18 protein-coding genes, 2 tRNA genes and 1 pseudogene are annotated in these 20,201 nt (G+C 45.7%); 15 read left to right on the forward strand and 6 right to left on the reverse strand.

What is annotated here, in order from left to right:
• Positions 1 to 73 precede the first annotated feature (73 nt).
• The 8 genes and pseudogenes from B3K91_RS06660 to B3K91_RS06695 form a co-directional block, all read left to right on the forward strand.
• The gene (locus B3K91_RS06660) at positions 74 to 307 is read left to right on the forward strand and encodes a DUF2007 domain-containing protein (protein WP_214079534.1); all 234 of its coding nucleotides are present in this window, start codon (positions 74 to 76) and stop codon (positions 305 to 307) included.
• Positions 300 to 1,406 (forward strand): glycine cleavage system aminomethyltransferase GcvT, encoded by a 1,107-nt coding sequence (gene gcvT / locus B3K91_RS06665; RefSeq protein WP_214079535.1) that lies wholly within the window; start codon positions 300 to 302, stop codon positions 1,404 to 1,406. The genes B3K91_RS06660 and gcvT overlap by 8 nt, the downstream gene beginning before the upstream one ends.
• 14 nt (positions 1,407 to 1,420) lie before the next feature.
• A complete protein-coding gene (gene gcvH / locus B3K91_RS06670) occupies positions 1,421 to 1,792 on the forward strand; it encodes a glycine cleavage system protein GcvH (protein WP_214060411.1) in 372 nt (123 codons plus the stop codon).
• A 1-nt stretch (position 1,793) separates the two neighbouring features.
• A complete protein-coding gene (gene gcvPA, locus B3K91_RS06675) occupies positions 1,794 to 3,140 on the forward strand; it encodes an aminomethyl-transferring glycine dehydrogenase subunit GcvPA (protein ID WP_214079536.1) in 1,347 nt (448 codons plus the stop codon).
• Entirely contained in the window at positions 3,137 to 4,585 is a 1,449-nt protein-coding gene (gcvPB, locus tag B3K91_RS06680) for an aminomethyl-transferring glycine dehydrogenase subunit GcvPB (protein WP_214060413.1), read from the forward strand. The genes gcvPA and gcvPB overlap by 4 nt, the downstream gene beginning before the upstream one ends.
• A gap of 43 nt (positions 4,586 to 4,628) precedes the next feature.
• Positions 4,629 to 4,705: transfer RNA gene (locus tag B3K91_RS06685), tRNA-Thr, on the forward strand.
• Between the two features lie 294 nt (positions 4,706 to 4,999).
• Positions 5,000 to 6,400 carry a PAS domain-containing protein gene (locus B3K91_RS06690; RefSeq protein ID WP_214060150.1) on the forward strand — a complete coding sequence of 467 codons (1,401 nt, stop codon included), beginning with the start codon at positions 5,000 to 5,002 and terminating at the stop codon, positions 6,398 to 6,400.
• 138 nt (positions 6,401 to 6,538) lie between these two features.
• A pseudogene (locus B3K91_RS06695) lies at positions 6,539 to 6,652 on the forward strand (ATP-binding protein); the annotation flags it as partial.
• Between the two features lie 64 nt (positions 6,653 to 6,716).
• On the opposite strand, the gene B3K91_RS06700 reads toward B3K91_RS06695, so the two are convergent.
• The 6 genes from B3K91_RS06700 to yajC form a co-directional block, all read right to left on the reverse strand.
• Positions 6,717 to 8,426, reverse strand: coding sequence for an NAD+ synthase (locus tag B3K91_RS06700; protein ID WP_214079538.1), 1,710 nt, complete (start codon positions 8,424 to 8,426; stop codon positions 6,717 to 6,719).
• Entirely contained in the window at positions 8,423 to 9,325 is a 903-nt protein-coding gene (locus B3K91_RS06705; protein WP_214079539.1) for a phospholipase D-like domain-containing protein, read from the reverse strand. Before B3K91_RS06705 ends, B3K91_RS06700 begins: the two co-directional genes overlap by 4 nt.
• A 44-nt stretch (positions 9,326 to 9,369) precedes the next feature.
• A tRNA-Ala gene (locus B3K91_RS06710) sits at positions 9,370 to 9,445 on the reverse strand.
• A 54-nt stretch (positions 9,446 to 9,499) separates the two neighbouring features.
• Entirely contained in the window at positions 9,500 to 10,420 is a 921-nt protein-coding gene (secF, locus tag B3K91_RS06715) for a protein translocase subunit SecF (RefSeq protein ID WP_214079540.1), read from the reverse strand.
• Complete coding sequence (secD, locus tag B3K91_RS06720) at positions 10,417 to 11,964, reverse strand: protein translocase subunit SecD (RefSeq protein ID WP_214079541.1); 1,548 nt, start codon at positions 11,962 to 11,964, stop codon at positions 10,417 to 10,419. Before secD ends, secF begins: the two co-directional genes overlap by 4 nt.
• A 24-nt stretch (positions 11,965 to 11,988) precedes the next feature.
• Positions 11,989 to 12,378 carry a preprotein translocase subunit YajC gene (yajC, locus tag B3K91_RS06725; protein WP_214079542.1) on the reverse strand — a complete coding sequence of 130 codons (390 nt, stop codon included), beginning with the start codon at positions 12,376 to 12,378 and terminating at the stop codon, positions 11,989 to 11,991.
• A gap of 154 nt (positions 12,379 to 12,532) precedes the next feature.
• Here yajC and frr point away from each other — a divergent pair, with 154 nt between their 5' ends.
• Genes frr through mutL form a run of 7 tightly spaced genes read left to right on the forward strand, consistent with a single transcriptional unit; the run spans position 12,533 to position 20,201 of the window.
• Positions 12,533 to 13,090, forward strand: a complete 558-nt coding sequence (gene frr, locus B3K91_RS06730) for a ribosome recycling factor (protein WP_180977903.1) — start codon at positions 12,533 to 12,535, stop codon at positions 13,088 to 13,090.
• Positions 13,090 to 13,773 carry a polyprenyl diphosphate synthase gene (uppS, locus tag B3K91_RS06735; RefSeq protein ID WP_214079543.1) on the forward strand — a complete coding sequence of 228 codons (684 nt, stop codon included), beginning with the start codon at positions 13,090 to 13,092 and terminating at the stop codon, positions 13,771 to 13,773. The genes frr and uppS overlap by 1 nt, the downstream gene beginning before the upstream one ends.
• On the forward strand, positions 13,773 to 14,627 hold the full coding sequence (locus B3K91_RS06740) for a phosphatidate cytidylyltransferase (protein ID WP_214079544.1): 855 nt from the start codon (positions 13,773 to 13,775) through the stop codon (positions 14,625 to 14,627). The genes uppS and B3K91_RS06740 overlap by 1 nt, the downstream gene beginning before the upstream one ends.
• A 12-nt stretch (positions 14,628 to 14,639) precedes the next feature.
• A complete protein-coding gene (gene alaS, locus B3K91_RS06745; RefSeq protein ID WP_292594436.1) occupies positions 14,640 to 17,249 on the forward strand; it encodes an alanine--tRNA ligase in 2,610 nt (869 codons plus the stop codon).
• Entirely contained in the window at positions 17,236 to 17,652 is a 417-nt protein-coding gene (locus tag B3K91_RS06750; protein ID WP_214060986.1) for a Mini-ribonuclease 3, read from the forward strand. The genes alaS and B3K91_RS06750 overlap by 14 nt, the downstream gene beginning before the upstream one ends.
• Positions 17,652 to 18,395 carry a 23S rRNA (guanosine(2251)-2'-O)-methyltransferase RlmB gene (gene rlmB, locus B3K91_RS06755; RefSeq protein ID WP_214079546.1) on the forward strand — a complete coding sequence of 248 codons (744 nt, stop codon included), beginning with the start codon at positions 17,652 to 17,654 and terminating at the stop codon, positions 18,393 to 18,395. The genes B3K91_RS06750 and rlmB overlap by 1 nt, the downstream gene beginning before the upstream one ends.
• A gap of 9 nt (positions 18,396 to 18,404) precedes the next feature.
• Positions 18,405 to 20,201 carry a DNA mismatch repair endonuclease MutL gene (gene mutL, locus B3K91_RS06760; protein ID WP_214079547.1) on the forward strand — a complete coding sequence of 599 codons (1,797 nt, stop codon included), beginning with the start codon at positions 18,405 to 18,407 and terminating at the stop codon, positions 20,199 to 20,201.

The raw sequence follows: 20,201 nt of genomic DNA on the forward strand, positions 1-20,201 counted from the left end.
CCAGAAATGCGTCCAGAAGTTAACTTATCTAATTACTTGGTGTATAATTTCAGGTGAAACAGGAGGTGATCGAATGAAGGTCCTCAAGTCAGGAATTCCGGAGTTTGAAGCAAAAATGTATCAGGAAATCCTTCTAAAAGAAGGAATCTTCTCGGAACTGGTGGATTCTCATTTCGCATACACCGACAGTATTTACTTTGATTCGGGCGGCTTAGTAGACATTATTATAGCCGACGATGATTTCGAAGAAGCCGTTCAGATCTTTGAAGACTTGCAAGAGAGGGGGAGGGAAGAAACGGATGAGTGATCTAAAGAGAACGCCGCTTTACAGCGAACATGTGAGACTAAAGGGAAAGTTGGTTGATTTTGCTGGATGGGAGATGCCTTTGCAGTTTGATTCGATAATCAACGAGCACAATCTTGTCAGGAAGGAAGCCGGCCTCTTTGATGTCTCGCACATGGGAGAAATCGAAATTGTGGGACCCGATGCTATTCGGTTTTCGGACTATTTGATAACAAACTCAGTCTCTTCGCTGAAGAACGGAGCCATAGTCTATTCTCCAATGTGCAATGAAAATGGTGGGATAGTCGATGACGTATTGGTCTACAGAATAGGCAATGGAAAGGTGATGTTCGTAGTTAACGCTTCAAACAAAGACAAAGATTTCGAGTGGATCACGAAAAACAAGGGTGCTTTCGACGTGCAAATTAAAGACGCATCCGACGACTTTGCGCAGATCGCCTTTCAGGGACCTCATGCAGAGGGGATATTACAGGAAATATCGCAGGTCAAATTGGCGGACATTCCCTTCTACCATTTCGTGTACGGCAGAGTGAACGGCATTCAGGCGCTGGTTTCTCGTACAGGCTATACGGGAGAAGACGGGTTTGAGCTGTATATCGATCCTCAGGGTGCTATCCCTCTTTGGAGAAAGATACTTGAGACGGGAGCTGGTTTAGGTGTGAAGCCTATCGGCCTTGGAGCAAGAGATACACTAAGGTTTGAGGCTTCCTACATGCTTTATGGCAACGAACTCTCCGATGAGACAACCCCTCTTGAGGCGGGTCTCAAATGGACGGTAAAGATGGACAAAGACTTCATCGGCAAAGCTATTCTGGAAGAACAACTAGCAAACGGGACAAAGTACAAGCTCAAGGGACTAGAACTATCCGGCAGGAGTATCGCGAGGCATGGATTTGAGGTCTTTGACGGTGAGAAGAAGATCGGTTGGATCACGAGCGGAGTATTTTCTCCAACGCTCGGCAAATCTCTCGCTCTAGCATATCTGGAAAAGGATTACTGGAAGAGCGGCTCAGAAGTGCAGGTCGAAATTCGATCGAAGAAGTCACCTGCAGTAGTTGTCAAAACACCTTTCTATAGAGGCTCTGTAAAATCGAAAAGTTAAGGAGGAGATTTGTAATGAAGAAGTTCGCGGCAACTCACGAATGGGTATCGGTTGAAGGAAAGGTAGCAACAGTTGGTATTTCAGATCACGCTCAAGACCATCTGGGTGACATTGTGTACGTAGACCTTCCTGAAGTAGGCAAGTCTCTTAAGAAGGGCGATGTCTTCTGCACGATAGAGTCTGTAAAAGCGGCAAGTGACATATACGCTCCCGTAAGCGGGAAAATCGTTGAGGTGAATGAGGAGCTTGATTCCTCACCCGAGAAGATTAACGATGATGCCGAAGGCGAAGGCTGGATAGTGAGAATTGAAGTTGCAGATGAATCGGAACTTGACAGCCTGATGGACTTGGAGGCGTATAAGAAGCACTGTGAAGAGGAGGGCTAATATGCCTGAGTTCCCTTATCTGCCCCAGACCAACAAGGATGTCGAGGAAATGCTGGAGGTAGTTGGCGTCAAGAGCGTTTCAGAGCTTTTCAAGGATATCCCCGATAAGTTTGATGTCGATATCTCAATACCCGAAAGCAAGGATGAATTCACTGTACTCAGAGATCTGAAAGAACTTAGTGAGAAAAACATAACGCTTGACGACCTGTCCGTCTTCAGAGGGGCAGGTGTGTACAAACACTTCGTTCCAAGCGTGGTTCAGGCGATCGCATCGAGAGGCGAGTTTCTCACCGCATATACACCTTACCAGGCAGAAGTCTCACAGGGGACTCTTCAGATGCTGTTTGAATTCCAGACGATGATCTGCGAGCTGACAGGAATGGAGGTAGCCAATTCATCTATGTACGATGGCGCAAGCGCAGCTGCAGAAGCTGCGCTGATGGCTGTTAGGGTAAGAGGGGGTCAGAAGGTCCTGGTTTCGGGGTCACTTCATCCCGAGTATATAGATACGATCAAGACCTACTGTTTTGGCAGTGACATAAGCGTTGAAACCGTTGCTTTCGATTCCGAGACAGGACAGGTGGATTTTGCCGATCTAGAAAAGAAACTCACCGAGGATACTTCCGGTTTTGTGCTGGGCTACCCAAACTTCTTCGGAATAATCGAGAACATTTCGGAGGTTCGAACCAGAATCGGCGAGAAGACAATGCTTATAGTATGCGCTGACCCAATCGCTCTCGGAATACTTGAAGCTCCCGGAAAGCTTGGAGCCGATGTTGTTGTGGGTGAAGGTCAATCGTTGGGCAATTCTCCTTCATTTGGCGGACCGGGTCTAGGCTTCTTCGCGTCAAAAGAGAGCTATATAAGAAAGATGCCCGGAAGAATTATCGGAGAGACAAAGGACAGTGATGGACGCACAGGATATGTCATGGTTCTCCAGACAAGGGAACAGCATATCAGAAGAAGTAAGGCCACATCCAACATTTGCTCGAACCATGCATTCAACGCACTGATCGCTTCAGTCTACATGAGTATGATAGGTTCTGATGGGATAAGAGAGATCGCGAAAAGATCTTTTGACAAAGCTCATTATTTGGCAGAGAGAATTGGAAGAACAGATCGTGTGCGGCTGGTCTTCACAGGCCCCTTTTTCAACGAATTCGTTGCACAGTTTGACTGTAACTTGAAAGAGTTTAACGAACGGCTACTAGAAGACAAGATATTAGGACCGCTAGAACTGGAAAGGTTTAATGAAGAGATGAAGGGTTATGGGCTTATCTGTACAACAGAAGCTAATCTTAACGAGGAGATTGAGTTTTTTGCCGGCAGACTGGAGGAGATATCATGACGATTTTCGATCTTTCAACTGAAGGAAGAAAGGCCTTTCATCTCCCGAAAGAAGAGAGCTACGGTTATGACCCTTCAGATCTGCTACGTGAGGACTGGTTGAGAGAGAAGAATCCCGGTCTTCCTCAGCTTAGCGAGCTTCAGGTAATCAGGCATTACACCGGACTCTCGGAGAAAAACCACTCAGTTGATACCGGTTTCTATCCTCTTGGATCATGTACAATGAAGTACAATCCAAGGCTCAACGAGAAAGTCGCTGGTCTTGAAGGTTTCAGTCAGATACATCCGTACCAATCTGAAGAGACTGTCCAGGGAGCTTTAGAAGTGATGTTCAACTTACAGAACTCTCTGTGCGAGATCACCGGAATGAGCAACTTCACTCTTCAACCGGCCGCAGGGGCACATGGCGAGCTGGTCGGAATGCTTCTGATGAAAAAATACTTCGAACTGAGGGGTGAAAGCAACAGAAAGAAGGTTATTGTACCTGACTCAGCACATGGGACTAACCCCGCTTCGGCAGCCATGGCAGGCTTTGAGGTCGTCGAAGTACCTTCAGGAAGCAATGGAAGGGTTGCCCTTAATAGCCTTGTTGAGATGCTTGATGAAGACGTAGCAGGAATAATGCTTACCAACCCGAACACAGTGGGCCTTTTTGAAAACGAGATCTGCGAGATTCAGGAGGCCGCGCACAAGAAGGGCGCTTTGCTCTATTATGACGGCGCCAATCTCAATGCGATAATGGGCCACGCGAGGCCAGGCGACATGGGTTTTGATATCGTTCACTTAAACTTGCACAAAACCTTTTCGACACCTCATGGAATGGGAGGCCCCGGAAGCGGCCCTGTGGGAGTGAAGAGCTTTCTTGCAGACTTGCTACCTGTTCCTGTGGTTAATTTTGATGGTCGGAAGTTCTCATTTGATTACAATCTTCCGAATTCAATAGGAAAAGTTAGGAGTTTCTACGGTAATTTCGGTGTTTTCCTGAAGGCTTACGCATACATATTATCCATGGGCGGCAATGGTCTCAAGAGAGCTAGCGAGATGGCTGTCTTAAATGCCAACTATCTTCGAGTCAAACTCAACAAGCTCATTCCGACCGCCTATCCCGATATATGCATGCATGAATTCGTTCTGAAAGGCAGCAAGCTTGTATCAGAATATGAAGTGAAGACCCTGGATGTTGCCAAAAGACTCCTAGACTACGGAATACACCCTCCTACAGTCTACTTTCCGCTGATTGTGGATGAAGCATTGATGATAGAACCTACAGAGACTGAGACCAAAGAGGTTCTAGATGCTTTTGCCGATACTTTCGAGAAAATTCTGAAAGAGGCAAAGGAGGATCCCAGCATACTCAAAGCTGCTCCTCAGAAGACAGTTGTCGGAAGACTTGATGAAGCAACTGCTTCAAGAAAGCCAAAGACAAGGTGGAGCAAGGGAACTTGATATTGAAACTTAAAAAGTGCTGTGATATCATAGTTTCAGCAGAGCAGGCGTAGCTTCAATCGGTCGAGCGCCGCCTTGGTAAGGCGGAGGTTGTGAGTTCAAATCTCATCGCCTGCTCCATCTTTATAACCGGACGAAAGTCCGGTTATTTTTTTGACCATGCGAAAAAGTACTAATTTTGAATCTTATTACAATCTATGCTAGAATGAAAATGTAACTTTCTTTGCGTAGCTATAACCATCCAGTTCTCCTTGTAAGGCTTTGAACGGTATTTGAAAGCAATACGACTGTAACCTCCGTTAAGAACACTGTGAGTCTAGCTCCGTTTACGGTCAGATTTGGCAATTCTTTGCTTTTTGGGTGGATGTATAGGTACTCTCGCTGTTCGGTGCGTTCTATTCAGGGGTGAAGTCTGTGTTTGATTTCTATTCAAAGCCAAGAATAATCCTGGTGGGAAGAAGCCAGAAGGATGCAAGAAGGTTAATTGAGGCTTTCGATGATCGTTTTGACGTCAGATACGTCGAAGAGGTGTCTGACGAGTTTGGTCGATTTTCAGATGCTATGATCTTTGATTATGTCAGTGAAGACATCATCAATAATCTTCGTGCAGGAACAATTCCATATCTTTGCCTTGTCGGAAGTGAGAAGTCAATAGAGAAGTTCTCCCTGGTACCGGGCGAGTATTTGCTAAAGGGACCGGGTTACCTGCATTATCTTCCAGAAATCGTCTACTCAATGCTTGAAAAGCACCGACTTCAGAAGACTCTGGATTTCGAGCGAGAAAAGTATATGGGCCTCGTCAATAGTATGGGATGCGGAATGCTCATCCTTAGAAAGAGAGATGGAAACGTAATCTTCTGTAATAAGGTTGCGCAGAGCCTTCTCGGGTACTCAGAAGAAGAGATCGAGAAGATGAGTATACAGGATCTTTTATACGATGAACCCTTTGCCTTGCAGACTATTCTTGGTAGAGAGAACTTTGACACCGATAGAGAGATCGTAATGCTGACGAAGGCCGGGGGAAAAATCTACGTGATTTTCAACACTTCAGAAATGTTATACGGTGCAGAGAGAGTTGTACAACTAACATTCATGGACGTTTCGAAGCAGAAGAGGGATAGGGAAGAACTAATCTTCCAATGGCGTTTTCTGGACAATGCAGAGGAAATTGCAATAGCCGTTGACGAGAAGGGAAGAATAGTCTATCTGAACAGATTTGCTGCGGAGATTCATGGTTATGATCTTGAGGAAATGATAGGGGACAGTCTCACTTCGTATCTGGTGCAAGACGAGGTAGAAGCAAAGTCCATGCAATTCTCCATAATGAAGTCTGGAAAATGGAAAGGAAGACACCTGCACAAGAGAAAGGACGGTTCCGTATTTACTGTAGAAGAGAAAAGAAGTATGTTGAGAGTCGATGAGAATGTATATGAGCTTGTGATTGGAATTGACGTCACCGAGAGCATCGAGCTTCAGAAACGAGCCAATCTCCATTCCCTGCTCCTCAACGGAACGGGAGACCTGGCTGTCGCGACAGACATGGAGAATAGATTGATCTACATGAATGAAGCTGCAGAAGAATACTTCAACACAAAACTCGAAGAAGAACAAGGAAGAGGTCCTAACGAAACGAATTCTAAGACTCTCCGGGCCTTTCTTGAGATGGCTGCATCTAGATCTTCTGAATCATCAGGAAAGAGAATAAGATTCCCTGACAACAGCAACTCAGAACCCCCAGTTGAGTTCACCAAGAAGATTGTGCGCGATTCCGGCAGAGAGGTAGGCACCATCTTTCTAGGAAGGCAGACGGACTAAGTAATAAGCCGTAACAATGATTAAGCAATTAATGGTAGTTGCATTTCCCCGCATAAGCGGCCATATTGGTTGAGTCATTCTAGATTCCGAAACCGAGCTACTATGAGTCTTGCCATTCAAGCACCTCTTCGTGAACGATATTATGACGATAAACTGACAAGCGCAATAATTGACAGACTAGTTCATCATTGCCATCTGTTCGTTTTTACGGGAAGAAGTTACAGATTGGAGCACTCTAACCTTAGAGGCTAAACAGTTAATCCCGGGTTCTGGATTTTTATCTGGCCAAGTACCGTATTTCCTAGGCCAAAAACATTCAGTAATGATTTGTGATTGGCATTCTCCAGTCTTTCCCAAACGCTCTTTTGGAAACCTTTATCCCAGGAGCGCACTGCTTGCGCTTGTACTCGTTCTTTCTCAACAGTTTCAGCGAATGCTCTACTGTTGACCTTTCGAACCCCTCGAGTACGATCTCCTCCGCTGAGAGACCTTCTTCTATGTGAAACCTGAGGATTTCATCTAGAATCTCATATGGAGGGAGAGTGTCCTGATCCTTCTGACCTTCCTTAAGTTCTGCCGACGGTGCCTTCAAGAATACATTGCTCGGAATGACATCTTTCTCTTCAAGTTCATTCAAGCGTTCTGCGATCATATAGACCTGAGTCTTGTAGAGATCCTTAAGAACCGCAAGTCCGCCCGCCATATCTCCGTAGAGAGTTGAGTATCCCGTTGCCATCTCACTCTTGTTGCCTGTTACAAGTACAAGCCATCCAAACTTGTTTGAAAGCGCCATAAGAATGTTTCCCCTGATTCTTGCCTGCAGGTTTTCTTCAGTAACATCTTCCGCTGCATCCTTGAAGGTAGTCTTTAAGGCCTTTAGAGTAGAATCCATTATGCTCTCGATCGGTACCTCAAGGATCTCAATGCCCAGATTCTCTGCAAGCTCCATTGCATCTCTTCTAGACTCATTCGAGGTTATTCGTGAAGGCATGAACACGCCTTTGACATTGTTTTTACCTATCGCCCTTACTGCAAGAGCCGCTACTAGGGCGGAGTCCATTCCTCCACTTAGCCCAAGAACTATCCTCTCGAAGTTGTTCTTCTTCAAGTAGTCTCCTATACCAAGTTCCAAAGCGGCTATCAACTCGTCGTATTTACTCAGTTCTGATTCTCTTCGAACAGCAAGCTCTGAAGCTGTTTCCCTGTATGATGGTTCAACTGTCACTTCTTCGATACTCACGTTCTTGGAGTAGACCTTCCTTTTTCCTTCAAAGAGGTTGTATCTGGTGGAAATATCTGTGTCTATGTCCAGCACAAGCAGATCTTCCTCAAAGGCCCTCCCGACCACCAGCCTCCCGTCTGGCATTGCTACGCAGCTCCTTCCATCGAATACTAGATCATCCTGAGCACCAACCAGGTTACAGTAGGCTATGGTGCTGGAATACTCCATCGCTCTCGTCAGCAGAAGAGAAGACCGGGTTTTATGCTTCTGCGAAGTGAACGGTGAAGCAGATAGATTGAGAATAAGATTCGCGCCCGCAATAGTCTGATCATTTATTGGGCCAGACGGCACCCAGAGGTCCTCGCAAACATTGATCCCAATCTTTGCTTCGCCAAATCTAACGAGAAGCGGGTGTGCTCCTGGAGAGAAGTATCTTCTCTCGTCAAACACAGAGTAATTGGGCAAACTCATCTTTCGATAGACTGATTTGATTTCCCCTCTCTGGAGAATTGCTGCCGCGTTATAGATCTCATTGACGAAGTCAACAAATCCCAAAACGATCATTGCTTTGCTTCTGGCCGTTTGACCCGCGATTTCTTTGAGCACAGCGAGATTCTCTCTTAGAAACCCAGTATTCAGCAAGAGGTCCTCAGGCGGATAACCGGTTATCGTAAGCTCAGGGAATAGAACAATTCCTGAATCAAGCGCTGTCGCCCTGTCGATCGCTTCGATTATCTTCCTTTTGTTTCCATCAAGATCCCCAACCGTCGTGTTTATCTGAGCAAGCGCCGTCCTGACTATCATTTCGAGACCTCCCTGACGTATTCGAAATGGCTTATGAATTGATTTGCAACGTCCCTAGACTCGATTATAACAACTATCTCGCGATTTTTTCCCCATCCGCTAAGTGATGCGTTGGCCGATCCCGTAATCACTATGTTTCGATCTATCACGAACGTTTTATCGTGAATAGTTATGGAAAGACCACGTGATACCTCCATTCCGGTAGTGAGATAGTCTTTGAGCGGAGAATCTTCGTTCCAGCTGTCAACCATCCCAAAAACCCTAACCCCTTTTGAAGCACAGAACTTCAAAGCTGCGAGAATTTTGGGATCTGTAAAAGCGAACATGGCGAATCGGATCTCCTCTTTGGCACTCATCAACTCCTTGATTACTCTCTTGCGCGCTTCTTCAGAAGGGCAGAGAAATAGGGTCATATTTCCGACGCTTGTCACTCCTCTTGAGTCTCCAGTCAAAATCGCCTTGTAGTAATCAAGAAACAGCAAGGCAAGGCTTTCCGACTCAATCATGATGAAGCTATTTGAGTCCTCTCTGAGGCTACCCTCGGTGAAGTTTCCTGTTCCGAAGACCACTATTTGACTATCAACAACGATGAATTTCGAATGAACGAGCGCCGCGGTTGTGTCAGTCATAACCTTAAACTGAGGAGACTTCGCGAAGGTTCTCGAAACAGTGGAATTGTCAATCACAACCGAGACATTGAGACCTTTGATGTATAGGCGGTTGAGGCAGTCAATCACCTCCTGCTCGTCAAGGGAATAACTTACAAGAACCACTTCTTCCTGCGCTCTTTCCAGTATTTCAACTATCCTTTCAACGGCTCTCCCGTCATCGGTGAAGAAAACCGTGGGAAGAGTCACAGCAACCAATAAAATAACAACCGCCAGAAAAAATCTCTTCATACAAATCACCATAACAAAAAAGCGGAGAACTCACGTTCCCCGCCTGGTGGAGACGAAGGGATTCGAACCCTCGGCCTATACAATGCCATTGTATCGCGCTCCCAACTGCGCTACGTCCCCACTCAAGAAAAATTATACTCTACCAGGTTTCACATTTCAAGAGGTAGACAACGATCAAGCATGCTTTCTGTTCTCGGCTCGCTTGAGCCATTCGATAACCACCGGACTGGAGATGTAAAGAGAGGAGTATGTTCCAACTACCACACCAACCAGCATTCCAAATGCAAATGGTCTCAGAACCTCTCCGGAGAATATGAAGAGCGTTAGAACCGCAAGGAACGTCGTCAAAGAGGTATTGATAGACCTGACTATCACATCGTTGATGCTTGTGTTGACTACTGTCTCTATTGTCTTGCCTCTCATCTTCTTGGTGTTTTCTCTGATTCTATCGTAGACTACGATAGTGTCATTCAAAGAGTATCCAACAAGCGTAAGAAGAGATGCTACTACCGGTGCATTGAATTCAATTCCGAAAATACTGTAGAAACCCATTACGATAATCACATCATGTATCAGAGTAGCAATCGCGCCAACTCCGAATGAAAACTTGAATCTAATTGTTATATACAACAACAGAAGAGCCATCGACACGATGACTGCAATCCAGGCATACCCTCTGATTTCCTGAGCTGCATAACCGGAGATTGTACTAACAGATAGAATATTACTCTCCGTTACTCCCTCGCTCTCAAGACCGGCCAGGATCCTTGATGTCACCGATTCGTCGCTTTCACTAGTGTTAACGATTATCGAGAATCTGCTTCTTTGTTCGGAAGAACCTTCTTCAATCAAAGGACTCTGTTTAATGATTCTAGCTGCGGCAAAGCTTGGGTCCTCTGCACTGAGGAGCTCTCGCATCTCCGCTACGGTCATGTCAATATCGGGAACGGATACGCTGATTTCAATTCCACCAGTGAAATCCACTCCGAAATTGAAGCCCTTGGTAAAGATGAAGACAAGTGAAACAAGAATCAGTACAAGGGAAAGAGCAATGAAGTACTTTCTTTTTCCAACAAAGTCAGCTTTGAAGGTCATCTTGCATCTCTCCCTTCCGTTTCAACTTCGACATAGTGATGAGGCTTCAAGCTTCCCGACATTCCAGTCAACACCGCTCTCGACACAACGATGTTTGTGAACATGGCGCCAATAACTCCGATTATCAAAGTAATAGCGAATCCCTTCACTGTACCCGTTCCAAAGTAGAAGAGAACTAGTCCGGCAAGAATTGTGGTGAGGTTCGCGTCAAAGATAGTCCATACAACTTTCGAAAATGCCGAGTCTATAGCGTTCTCTGGCGTCTTGCCCAGTCTTAGCTCTTCCTTTATCCTCTCAAAGATCAGCACATTTCCATCGACCGTCATTCCGATGGTAAGAACAATACCGGCTATTCCAGGCAACGTGAGAATCGAACCTGTAAGGGATATCATTCCAAAGAGAAGCACCGCATTGTACAGCAAGGCGAGATCTGCAACAAGACCCATCTTCTTGTAGAAGACAACCATGTAGATCATAATTATCACTATTCCAGCCACTCCGGCCCAAAGACTTGAGTTGATTATATCTCTGCCGAGAGTAGGAGAGAGAACCCTCTTATTAAAGGATGCAAGATCGACTGGAAGGTTTCCACTTCCGACCAAAATCGACACTTCTCTAGCCTCTTCAATCGAATTCAAACCTTCGATAACTGCGTTACCATCAGAGATTTGAGACTGAACAAGCGGAGCTATAATCACCCTGTCATCCAGTACTATGGCAAGTCTCTTCTTGATGTCTGAATCGGCATATGTGGACTTCACAGAAGTGATGTCCCTGAAGGTTCGGGCACCGTCTGAACTGAACTTCAAAGAAACCATGAAACGTCCCTGGCCAGGTCTCGGTTGATTATTGACGAGAGCCTTGGCATCGGTGACTACACTTCCGTCTAGTTCGGCATAACTTGAACCTACGCTAATCATTGGACTGATAAAGTACCAGGTATTGTTCTGTACTCCGCCAACATACTCCCCGTAGTGAAGCTCCTTAACCCAGTAAGGTTCGGCTCCCTGAAGTTTCCTCCTGCTAATCTCTAGGGACATACCTGCAGGGATCGAGGGCGTAGAAACCGAGGTCTCGATAGCAAGAACATCGGCAAAGTAGAGTTTACCTGTCTTCCCAACAAGATTCTCCGCTCTCGAAACGTCAGTAATTCCAGGAATTTGGACTCTAACTCTTACCGGCGGAATATCCTCGCCAAATGAGATTCCTGTGGTCACTTTTTCTACGGTTGCCTCTGTGAATCCTGCAGCGTCTAGCCTTGCCCTTAAGACTTCAATAACCCTGTCTGCAAGGGCATTCATTTCTGAATCTGACACATCGGTAACCATCTGGTACTCAAGAAGAGCTCCACCCTTTATATCAAGCCCTAACTTGATGTTTGCAGCTAATTTGTCGAGGAAGCTGCTATCGGCTGGCGCACTACCATGTGGTATTAACAGCGGGAGTAATGCTGCAATCAACACCACCATGGTGACGATCAAGCGTTTTTGGTTTGCTCTCATACGGACTTTGCCCGAAAGACTCGGACAGACACCCCCTTCCAATATCTACGAATATAACTGAAACTATTACTGCTTAACGTTTACATCGGGTTCTACTTCTTCCTTTTCATTCTCGCCCTTGTTCACTACAACGGCGATCGCCTTTCTTGTGACGTCCAGTTCCGTACCGGTGCCGGTCCTGATCCTGAGACTATCCGGTTTTATCATGGTAATCTTCCCGATTATTCCGCCGGCCGTGACGACTTTATCACCAACCTTAAGCTTCTCCATCATCTGCTTGAACTGCTTATCCCTCTTTCTCTGAGGCATAATTATCAAGAAGTAGAAGAAGGCAACCATAAGGACTAGCCAGATAATAATCCCCGAAAAGCCCCCGGTTGAAGCCCCAGGATCCGCCGAAGGAGCCGCTACATCTCCGGCCGGGGCATATGCTATGAAACTAAGGATTGAAAACATTTACATACCTCCTGTCATGGTTAGAGCACCTGTATGATTTTACCAGAATAGACTATCCAATTCAACTAACAAGCCTTTTTGGAGTTCAGTCGCTGATAATACGAAAAGTCTTACATGATATAATTCCGTTGACGAATGGAAGAAAGGGAGGAAGATCATGAATAGCCTGCTAAAAGATGCCGAAAGCAGAATGAAAAAAAGTGTTGAAAAGATCGTTGAAGAGTACGGTCAGATGAGAACGGGTAGACCTTCTCCTGCCCTTCTTGAGTCTGTAAAAGTCGATTATTACGGGGTCCTTACTCCGATCAATCAGATGGCGACAATCACCGTGACTGAAGAAAGATCACTGATTATTAAGCCTTGGGATAAGACCGTTCTCAGTCAGATTGAAAAGGCCATCTTTGCGTCAAAACTAGACCTTACACCAATTAATGATGGAGCAAACATTAAGCTGAATTTCCCTATACCGACAACGGAACAGAGAGAAAAATGGGTGAAGCTCGCAAGAGACAATTCGGAAAAGGGTAAAATAGCGATTCGAAACATTCGAAGGGACGCGATAAAGGAAGCTAGAGATCTTGAGAAGGCTTCTGAAATGACCGAAGATGACCTGAAGAAATTTGAGGAGGATATTCAGGAACTTACGAACAAGTACATAGAAGAAATGGACAAGGCTTTCGAGAAGAAGAGCAAGGAGATCATGGAGTTTTAATGCCCCTTCCCGTTCACGTTGCTTTCATAATGGATGGAAACGGCCGTTGGGCTCAGAGGAGAGGACTCGAGAGAATTGAGGGGCACAAGAAGGGGGCAGAAATTGCAGACTCCGCCTCTCATTGGTGTGCCGATCTCGGTATTAGTTATGTAACTCTCTATGCATTCTCAACGGAAAACTGGAGACGACCCAGGCAAGAAATAGATTTTCTTTTCCAACTGATGCTCATTTACATAAGCAGCAAGCTCGGCAGTATGCTGGAAGAGGGAGTGAGGATGCGCTTCATTGGAAGATTGAATGAACTCCCTCAGAAACTCAACGAGTTCACAAAAGAAATCGAGAAGAAAACTTCACTGTGCAGGAAACTGAATGTTATAGTTGCTTTGAATTATGGAGGAAGGGCAGAGATTGTCGATTCAGTCAACAGAGTTATTGAGAGCGGAAAGGATAGGGTTTCTGAAGAGGATATAGAAGAGAACTTGTATCTCCCCGATGTGCCTGAACCAGACCTGATAATAAGGACTTCTGGGGAAAAGAGAATAAGCAACTTCTTAACCTGGCAGTCGGTTTACAGTGAGCTCTTCTTCACAAGAACCTTGTGGCCTGATTTCGAGAAAGAGGAATTTGAGAGGATATTGGATGAGTACTCTAAACGCAAGCGAAGGTTTGGTGCATTGAGCTGATGAAGAAGATCTCGGAGACAAATATCAGAATAGTTACGGCTGCAGTTGTGGCACCTTTCGTGGTTCTCTGTTTCGCAAATTACTACTCCTTCATTGGTCTGGTATCTGCCGTTGTTCTCTTTTCGAACTACGAATACTTGAAGTTCAGCCTGAAGGACAGTAATCATCAGACAGTTAGAATTGCCCTGTCAGGTATGATTCCTGCAATAATCGTAATATACGGGATACTGCTTGACAGGTTCAACGATGTTGAAACTTTTACTCCGAGACCTGAACTGATTTTCGCAGTGGGGGTAATTGCACTTGCGTCTGTGGTGATAGTAACAGTGTCCGATGTTAGAAGTGCCAAAGAGATTATTGCCAATTCTGTGTTCTCATTAATCTATGTTGGTTTCGATTTAGCGTTTTTCTATCACATCTATCTAGGATTTGGTTCTTCAATGGCCTTGATGGCTCTCACATCGGTGTGGCTCTTCGACACGGGAGCTTATTTCATAGGTAAACGCTTCGGTCGGATCAGAATATCTCCAAGTTATAGCCCTAAGAAAAGTCTCGAAGGTGTAATCGGAGGATATGTGACCACGCTTCTCTTCATGCTGCTTTTCGTCTCTATGAGTAAGCTCGTAGGACTCTACAACGGACCCGATCTCGGGATACCCCATTTCATGGTTCTGGCGGTTGTTGTATCCGTATTTGGCACTATCGGAGACATTGTGGAGTCGTCTTTCAAGAGGTATCACGGCGTTAAAGATTCCGGTAATCTACTTCCCGGCCATGGTGGTATGCTAGATCGAATAGATGGTGTTCTTTTTGTAACACCCATGTTCTATATATTCCTTACTCTTTTGACTTAAGGGGGCTAACCAATGAAATTCATGACCGGAGCTGAGATAAGGGAGAGTTATCTCAACTTCTTTGAATCGAAGGACCACAAAAGAATACAGAGTGCTTCTCTTATCCCTAACGATCCACAACTGATGTTCACTGTTGCCGGTATGGTTCCTTTCAAACCAATCTTCTGGGGAAAAGTCGAAGCCACATACAAGAGAGTCACAACTTGTCAAAAGTGTGTGAGAACCAACGATATCGAAAATGTTGGTAGAACTCCCAGACATCAGACTTTTTTTGAAATGCTTGGAAACTTCTCGTTTGGAGATTATTTTAAGAGAGAAGCAATAAAGTGGGGCTGGGAGTTCGTTACGGAGCATTTGGCTCTACCGGAAGAGCTCCTATGGGTTTCGATTTACCTAGATGACGATGAAGCGTTCTCAATATGGAGAGATGAAGTCGGAGTCCCCGAGAAGAAGATTGTTAGGCTTGGGAAGGCGGATAATTGGTGGGGACCAGCCGGCCCTTCGGGTCCTTGTGGACCTGATTCAGAGATTTTCATAGACAGAGGTTACGGAAACAACTGCCCTGATCCCGAAAACTGCAGTCCTGCTTGTGACTGCGGAAGATTCCTTGAATTCTGGAATCTTGTATTTACTGAGTTCAACCAGGATGAGGAAGGAAATCTCTCCTATCTAGAAAGAAAGAATATCGATACCGGATTCGGGCTTGAACGAGCTGCCTCGATTCTTCAGAATGTCGACTCAAACTTCGATACTGATCTGTTCATACCCATAATCAGGAAGATAGAAGAGCTTCTGGGAGTCAAGTACAAGGAGAAGGAAATCTCCGATGTCTCGATCAAAGTTATCGCAGATCATGCGAGATCAATTGCATTCATGGTTTCCGACGGAGTCTTACCTTCCAATGAGGGAAGGGGTTACGTGCTCAGGAGAGTCCTAAGGAGGGCTGTGAGGCACAGTTCTTTACTTGGCTACGATTCTCCATTTCTTTACAGAATAGTGGAGACGGTCGCTGAACAGATGGGAAACGTATACCCAGAGCTAAAAAACCGGCTTTCGTTTACGCAGGAAATCATAATGAAAGAGGAGGAGAGATTTCTTTCAACGCTGCTGAACGGCGAGAAGAGGCTTAAATCAATTCTAGTAGATAAGAAGGAACTGTCTGGCTCCGAGTTGTTCATTCTTCACGACACTTATGGATTTCCATTGGAACTTGTCGAAGAGATCGTTGCAGATACCGGTGTTACACTAGACAAAGAAGGTTATGAAAGAGAAATGAAGTTGCAAAGGGAGAGGGCAAGAGAGGCGCTGGGAGACAGGAAATATCTGGGAAACATCGAGGTCTACTCCAGTATCTTTCCAACGACTGGCAATTCAAAATTCACAGGTTACTCGAGACTTGAAGACAGATCGACCATAGTCGCGATTTTAAAGGACGGCGATGCAGTGGAAGTCCTTGAAGAAGGAGAGACTGGAGACGTCATCCTTGAAAAGACTCCCTTCTATCCCGAAAGAGGCGGGCAGGTAACGGACACCGGGCTTATCGAGACCGAGACAGCACTGGCTAGAGTTGAGAGTGTGTTCATTCCTTATCAAGAGATGATAGTCCACAGAATTTCAGTCGAAGAAGGAACCCTGCGGGTGAAGGATCAAGCCAGGCTAACTGTAGATACAGACCGAAGAAAAGCAATAATGAGAAATCACACTGCCACTCACTTGCTGCACGCAGCTCTCAGAAAAATCATAGGAGGCCACATTCATCAGTCTGGTTCACTGGTTCTACCTGACAGATTGCGCTTCGATTTCTCACACTTCCAGTCTTTGTCAACCGATGAGATAAATAAAGTGGAGAACATGGTTAACGAAGAGATCCTCAAAGCAAAACCAGTCGAAAAGGCAGAGAAGAGCTTCGATGAAATAAAGGGTGAAGACGTAATGGCCCTCTTTGAAGAAAAGTACGGCGACAAGGTTCGAGTAATCACTGTAGAGGGATTCAGCAGAGAACTGTGCGGAGGAACTCATGTAAACAACACCGGAGAAATCGGCCTCTTCAAGATTCTTTCGGAGACCTCCGTAGCGGCCGGAACAAGGAGAATTGAGGCAATAACCGGAACCACTTCGCTCGAATATTTCCGCAATCTTTTCAACAGACAGAAGACAATCAGAGAAGTACTTGAAGTTCCTGAGGATGTAATAATTCAGCGGCTTCAGGGCATACTCGACGAACTAAGGTCGGGCGGCCAGGAGATTGTCAGATTAAAAGAGAAGCTACTTTCTGGCGATGCACTAATGAAAGATAAGAGAATGACGGCCAAAGGCGTCAATCTGCTTATCAGAAGAGTAGAGAACGCGCCGTCCAGCGCTTTGAGAAACGGTGCAGATGTCCTCCTCAGCAAGGAAAATGGCGGCATAGTTATTATCTTCAATGAACTGGAAGATTCTGTTTCTTTCGTCGTGAAGGTCGAGAAGAAACTTACTGACAGGTTCAAGGCAGGAGAAATCGCAAAGAAGATAGCCCACGACCTGGGAGGAGGAGGAGGAGGCAGGCCAGACTTCGCCCAGGCAGGTGGAAAGGATGTTTCAAAATTGGAAGCCATCATAGACAGGATCGATGAATACCTTTAATAATGAGTTTGACGATGCCTCCTTAGGCAGCCTCTTTGCCGTCTCAGCCGCTCCCGACAAGCTTTCCCTTGACAGTCTTGCCTTTGTGGGAGATGCAGTGTACACTCTTTACTTCAGATTGAAGACTCTCCCGCAGGCGCATCGGAGGGCAGGTCATCAGCACGATATTGTGAAAGACTATGTAAGCGCTCCTGGTCAGAAAAAGGCTCTCGAAGAAATCGAAGGACTTCTCGATGAAGAGGAGAGGAAGATCGTCAGACGGGGTTACAATTCAAGAGGCTCGAAAAAACATGGGGACGACGAGGATTATAGAATGGCTACCGCTCTCGAGGTCCTTATTGGTCATCTATTCCTTGAGGGAAGAGTCAAAAGGATAAAAGATCTGCTCGAAAGGGTGATTTAATGTATCTCCATGGCAGAAATGTTCTGAAAGAACTGCTTGGAATCGACTCGTCACTATTAAGAATCAAACGAATACTCTTTACCAATCAGAAGAATGTCGATTCTCAGTTGCTAGAACTTGCCAATGAAGCGAAAGCTAAGGGGTTTAAAATAGAAGAGATGCCCCCGGAAAAACTCGCAAATCTCTGCCGAGAGAAGAAGCACCAGGGAGTGGTGATTGATCTCAAGGAGTTCTCATACGTGGATTCCGAAAAAATGCTCGATATTCTTGAAAAACAGAACACAGCAACCATTGTGCTTTTAGACCAGATCCAGGACCCACATAATCTTGGAGCGATTATCAGGACTTCGGTTGCGGTCGGGGCCGATGCCATTGCAATCACTTCGAGCAACTCTGCAGAAATTACTCCGGCAGTCGTAAAGGTCTCTGCAGGACTTGCCTTTAGTATCCCGGTAATCAAGATAGTCAATATGGCGCAATTTGAGAAATCTCTCAAAGAAAGAGGATTCTGGATATACGCTTCAGATATGGACGGAATCCCTTATTACGAAAACGAATATTCTGACAAATCGGCGATAATCTTCGGAAATGAGGGAAAAGGAGTCAGGCGGTTGGTGAAAGAGAGAAGCGACGTTCTCATTTCGATTCCCATGGAGCGAACGGTAGATTCACTGAATGTCGCTGCCGCTGCGGCTATTATCTTATTCGACAGACGACGCCAGCTCGCCGTACGAGGAGCGTGAACAAAACTAATGAGAATACGCGAACTGTCGTCCGATGTTGTTAGAAAGATTGCCGCAGGTGAAGTCGTAACGGGATGCTTTTCCGTAGTGAAAGAACTGGTGGAAAACAGTATAGATGCCGGTGCAACGGCTATTGAAATTGAGATCAAATCGGGCGGAAAAGAATACATAATGGTAAGAGACAACGGAAGAGGGATGACCAGAGAAGAAGCAAGCGTTGCTATTCTGCCTCATACTACCAGCAAGATTGTCTCCATAGATGATCTCGATACTCTTCTCACATTCGGCTTCCGGGGAGAGGCCCTTTCAACGATAGCCTCGGTGTCGCGCATGCGGCTGTCAACCGTCTCAGATACAGAGGAACTTGGGGTGGCTCTCGACATTGCCGGAGGCGATATCATAGGAGAGAAACCTCTCAGCGGTTCAAATGGAACTGCGGTCGAAGTCTACGATCTTCTCTATAACACGCCCGCCAGAAGGAAGTTCTTGAAATCCGCTTCAATTGAAGGCCGAATGGTAACTGAGATGGTTCAGAGGTTCATACTCGCATTTGATAAGATCGATTTCACTTATTCTCGGGATTCTCAAGTGATATTCGATACAAGGGGCCTTGAATCGGTCGAGGCCAGAGCTGCACTTATCTATCCAGGGCTTTCTGAAAAAGACTTGATACCAGTTTTGGAAAGCTCGGCAGAAATAAAGATACGGGGTTTTGTTACACTTCCAAATCGCACAAGAAAGAATAGAATGGGTGAAAACATCTTCGTGAACGGCAGATATGTTAGGCAATTCGAACTGAATTATGCTCTCGAGAGGGGTTACGGAGAGACTCTTCAAAAGGGGAATTTTCCTTTTGCAGTTCTCTTTATCGATATCGATCCTCACGAAGTCGATGTTAACATCCATCCACAGAAGCTCGAAGTGAAATTTGCGTCTACTTCATCCGTTCTGGATCAGGTGAAGAGGGCTGTACGGTCTGCCGTTAAAGGCGCCGGTCATTTCACAATCGATGTGGTTCATAGCGAAGAGAGCGCCGCCGGAAGATCGGTTGAACGGAGAGAGATCTCAGACATTGATCAGGAGCATTTAATAAGGGATCGCGGAATAAAACACTCCTGGAGGGACCAGAGAGTCTTTGATAACAGTGCGAGCGACACTTATGCGAAGTCCAGACTAGATCGTCAGCTTTTCAGATCATTTACTCCTGCTGAAGAGCGCGAACAATCAGCAACCAAAGAAAAGAGCGGGGGAGTAAAAGCAAGCTTCATTGGTGTCTTCGGAGAACGGTATTTGATTGCGGAATCCGAGGACGGTCTCTTGTTGATCGATCAGCATGCCGCTCATGAGCGGATCATTTTCGAGGCTCTAAAAGAAAGCAAGAAGATCTCCCCTCAGAATCTTCTCATGCCGCTTGAGCTGAATCTCGAGAGGTCCAAAATGGATCTGATTATCGCGAGAGAGGAAGCGTTGAAGAAACTTGGGTTCACTTTCAATTTCGGCAATGATAAAATAATAATGGTATCCATTCCTCAAGTCATTAAGACGGAGGGTGCAATAGATACACTCGAGGAAATTCTAGACGAGATGAGGTTGGAAGGTCTTGAAACTCCCGAGAGGGTTTTCGATAATCTTTTGGCCTCTATAGCGTGTAAAGCGGCAGTAAGGACTGGAAACAGACTTGACATAGGGCAGGCTGAAGTTCTTTTTGAAGAGTTGAAGGAGAAGAATCTTCTTGTATGCCCCCATGGAAGACCGATATCCATGGTAATAAGGCTGGAGGATCTGGACAGATACTTCTCCAGATAG

The organism is Mesotoga sp. UBA5847, assembly GCF_002432735.1.
Taxonomy (GTDB): domain Bacteria; phylum Thermotogota; class Thermotogae; order Petrotogales; family Kosmotogaceae; genus Mesotoga.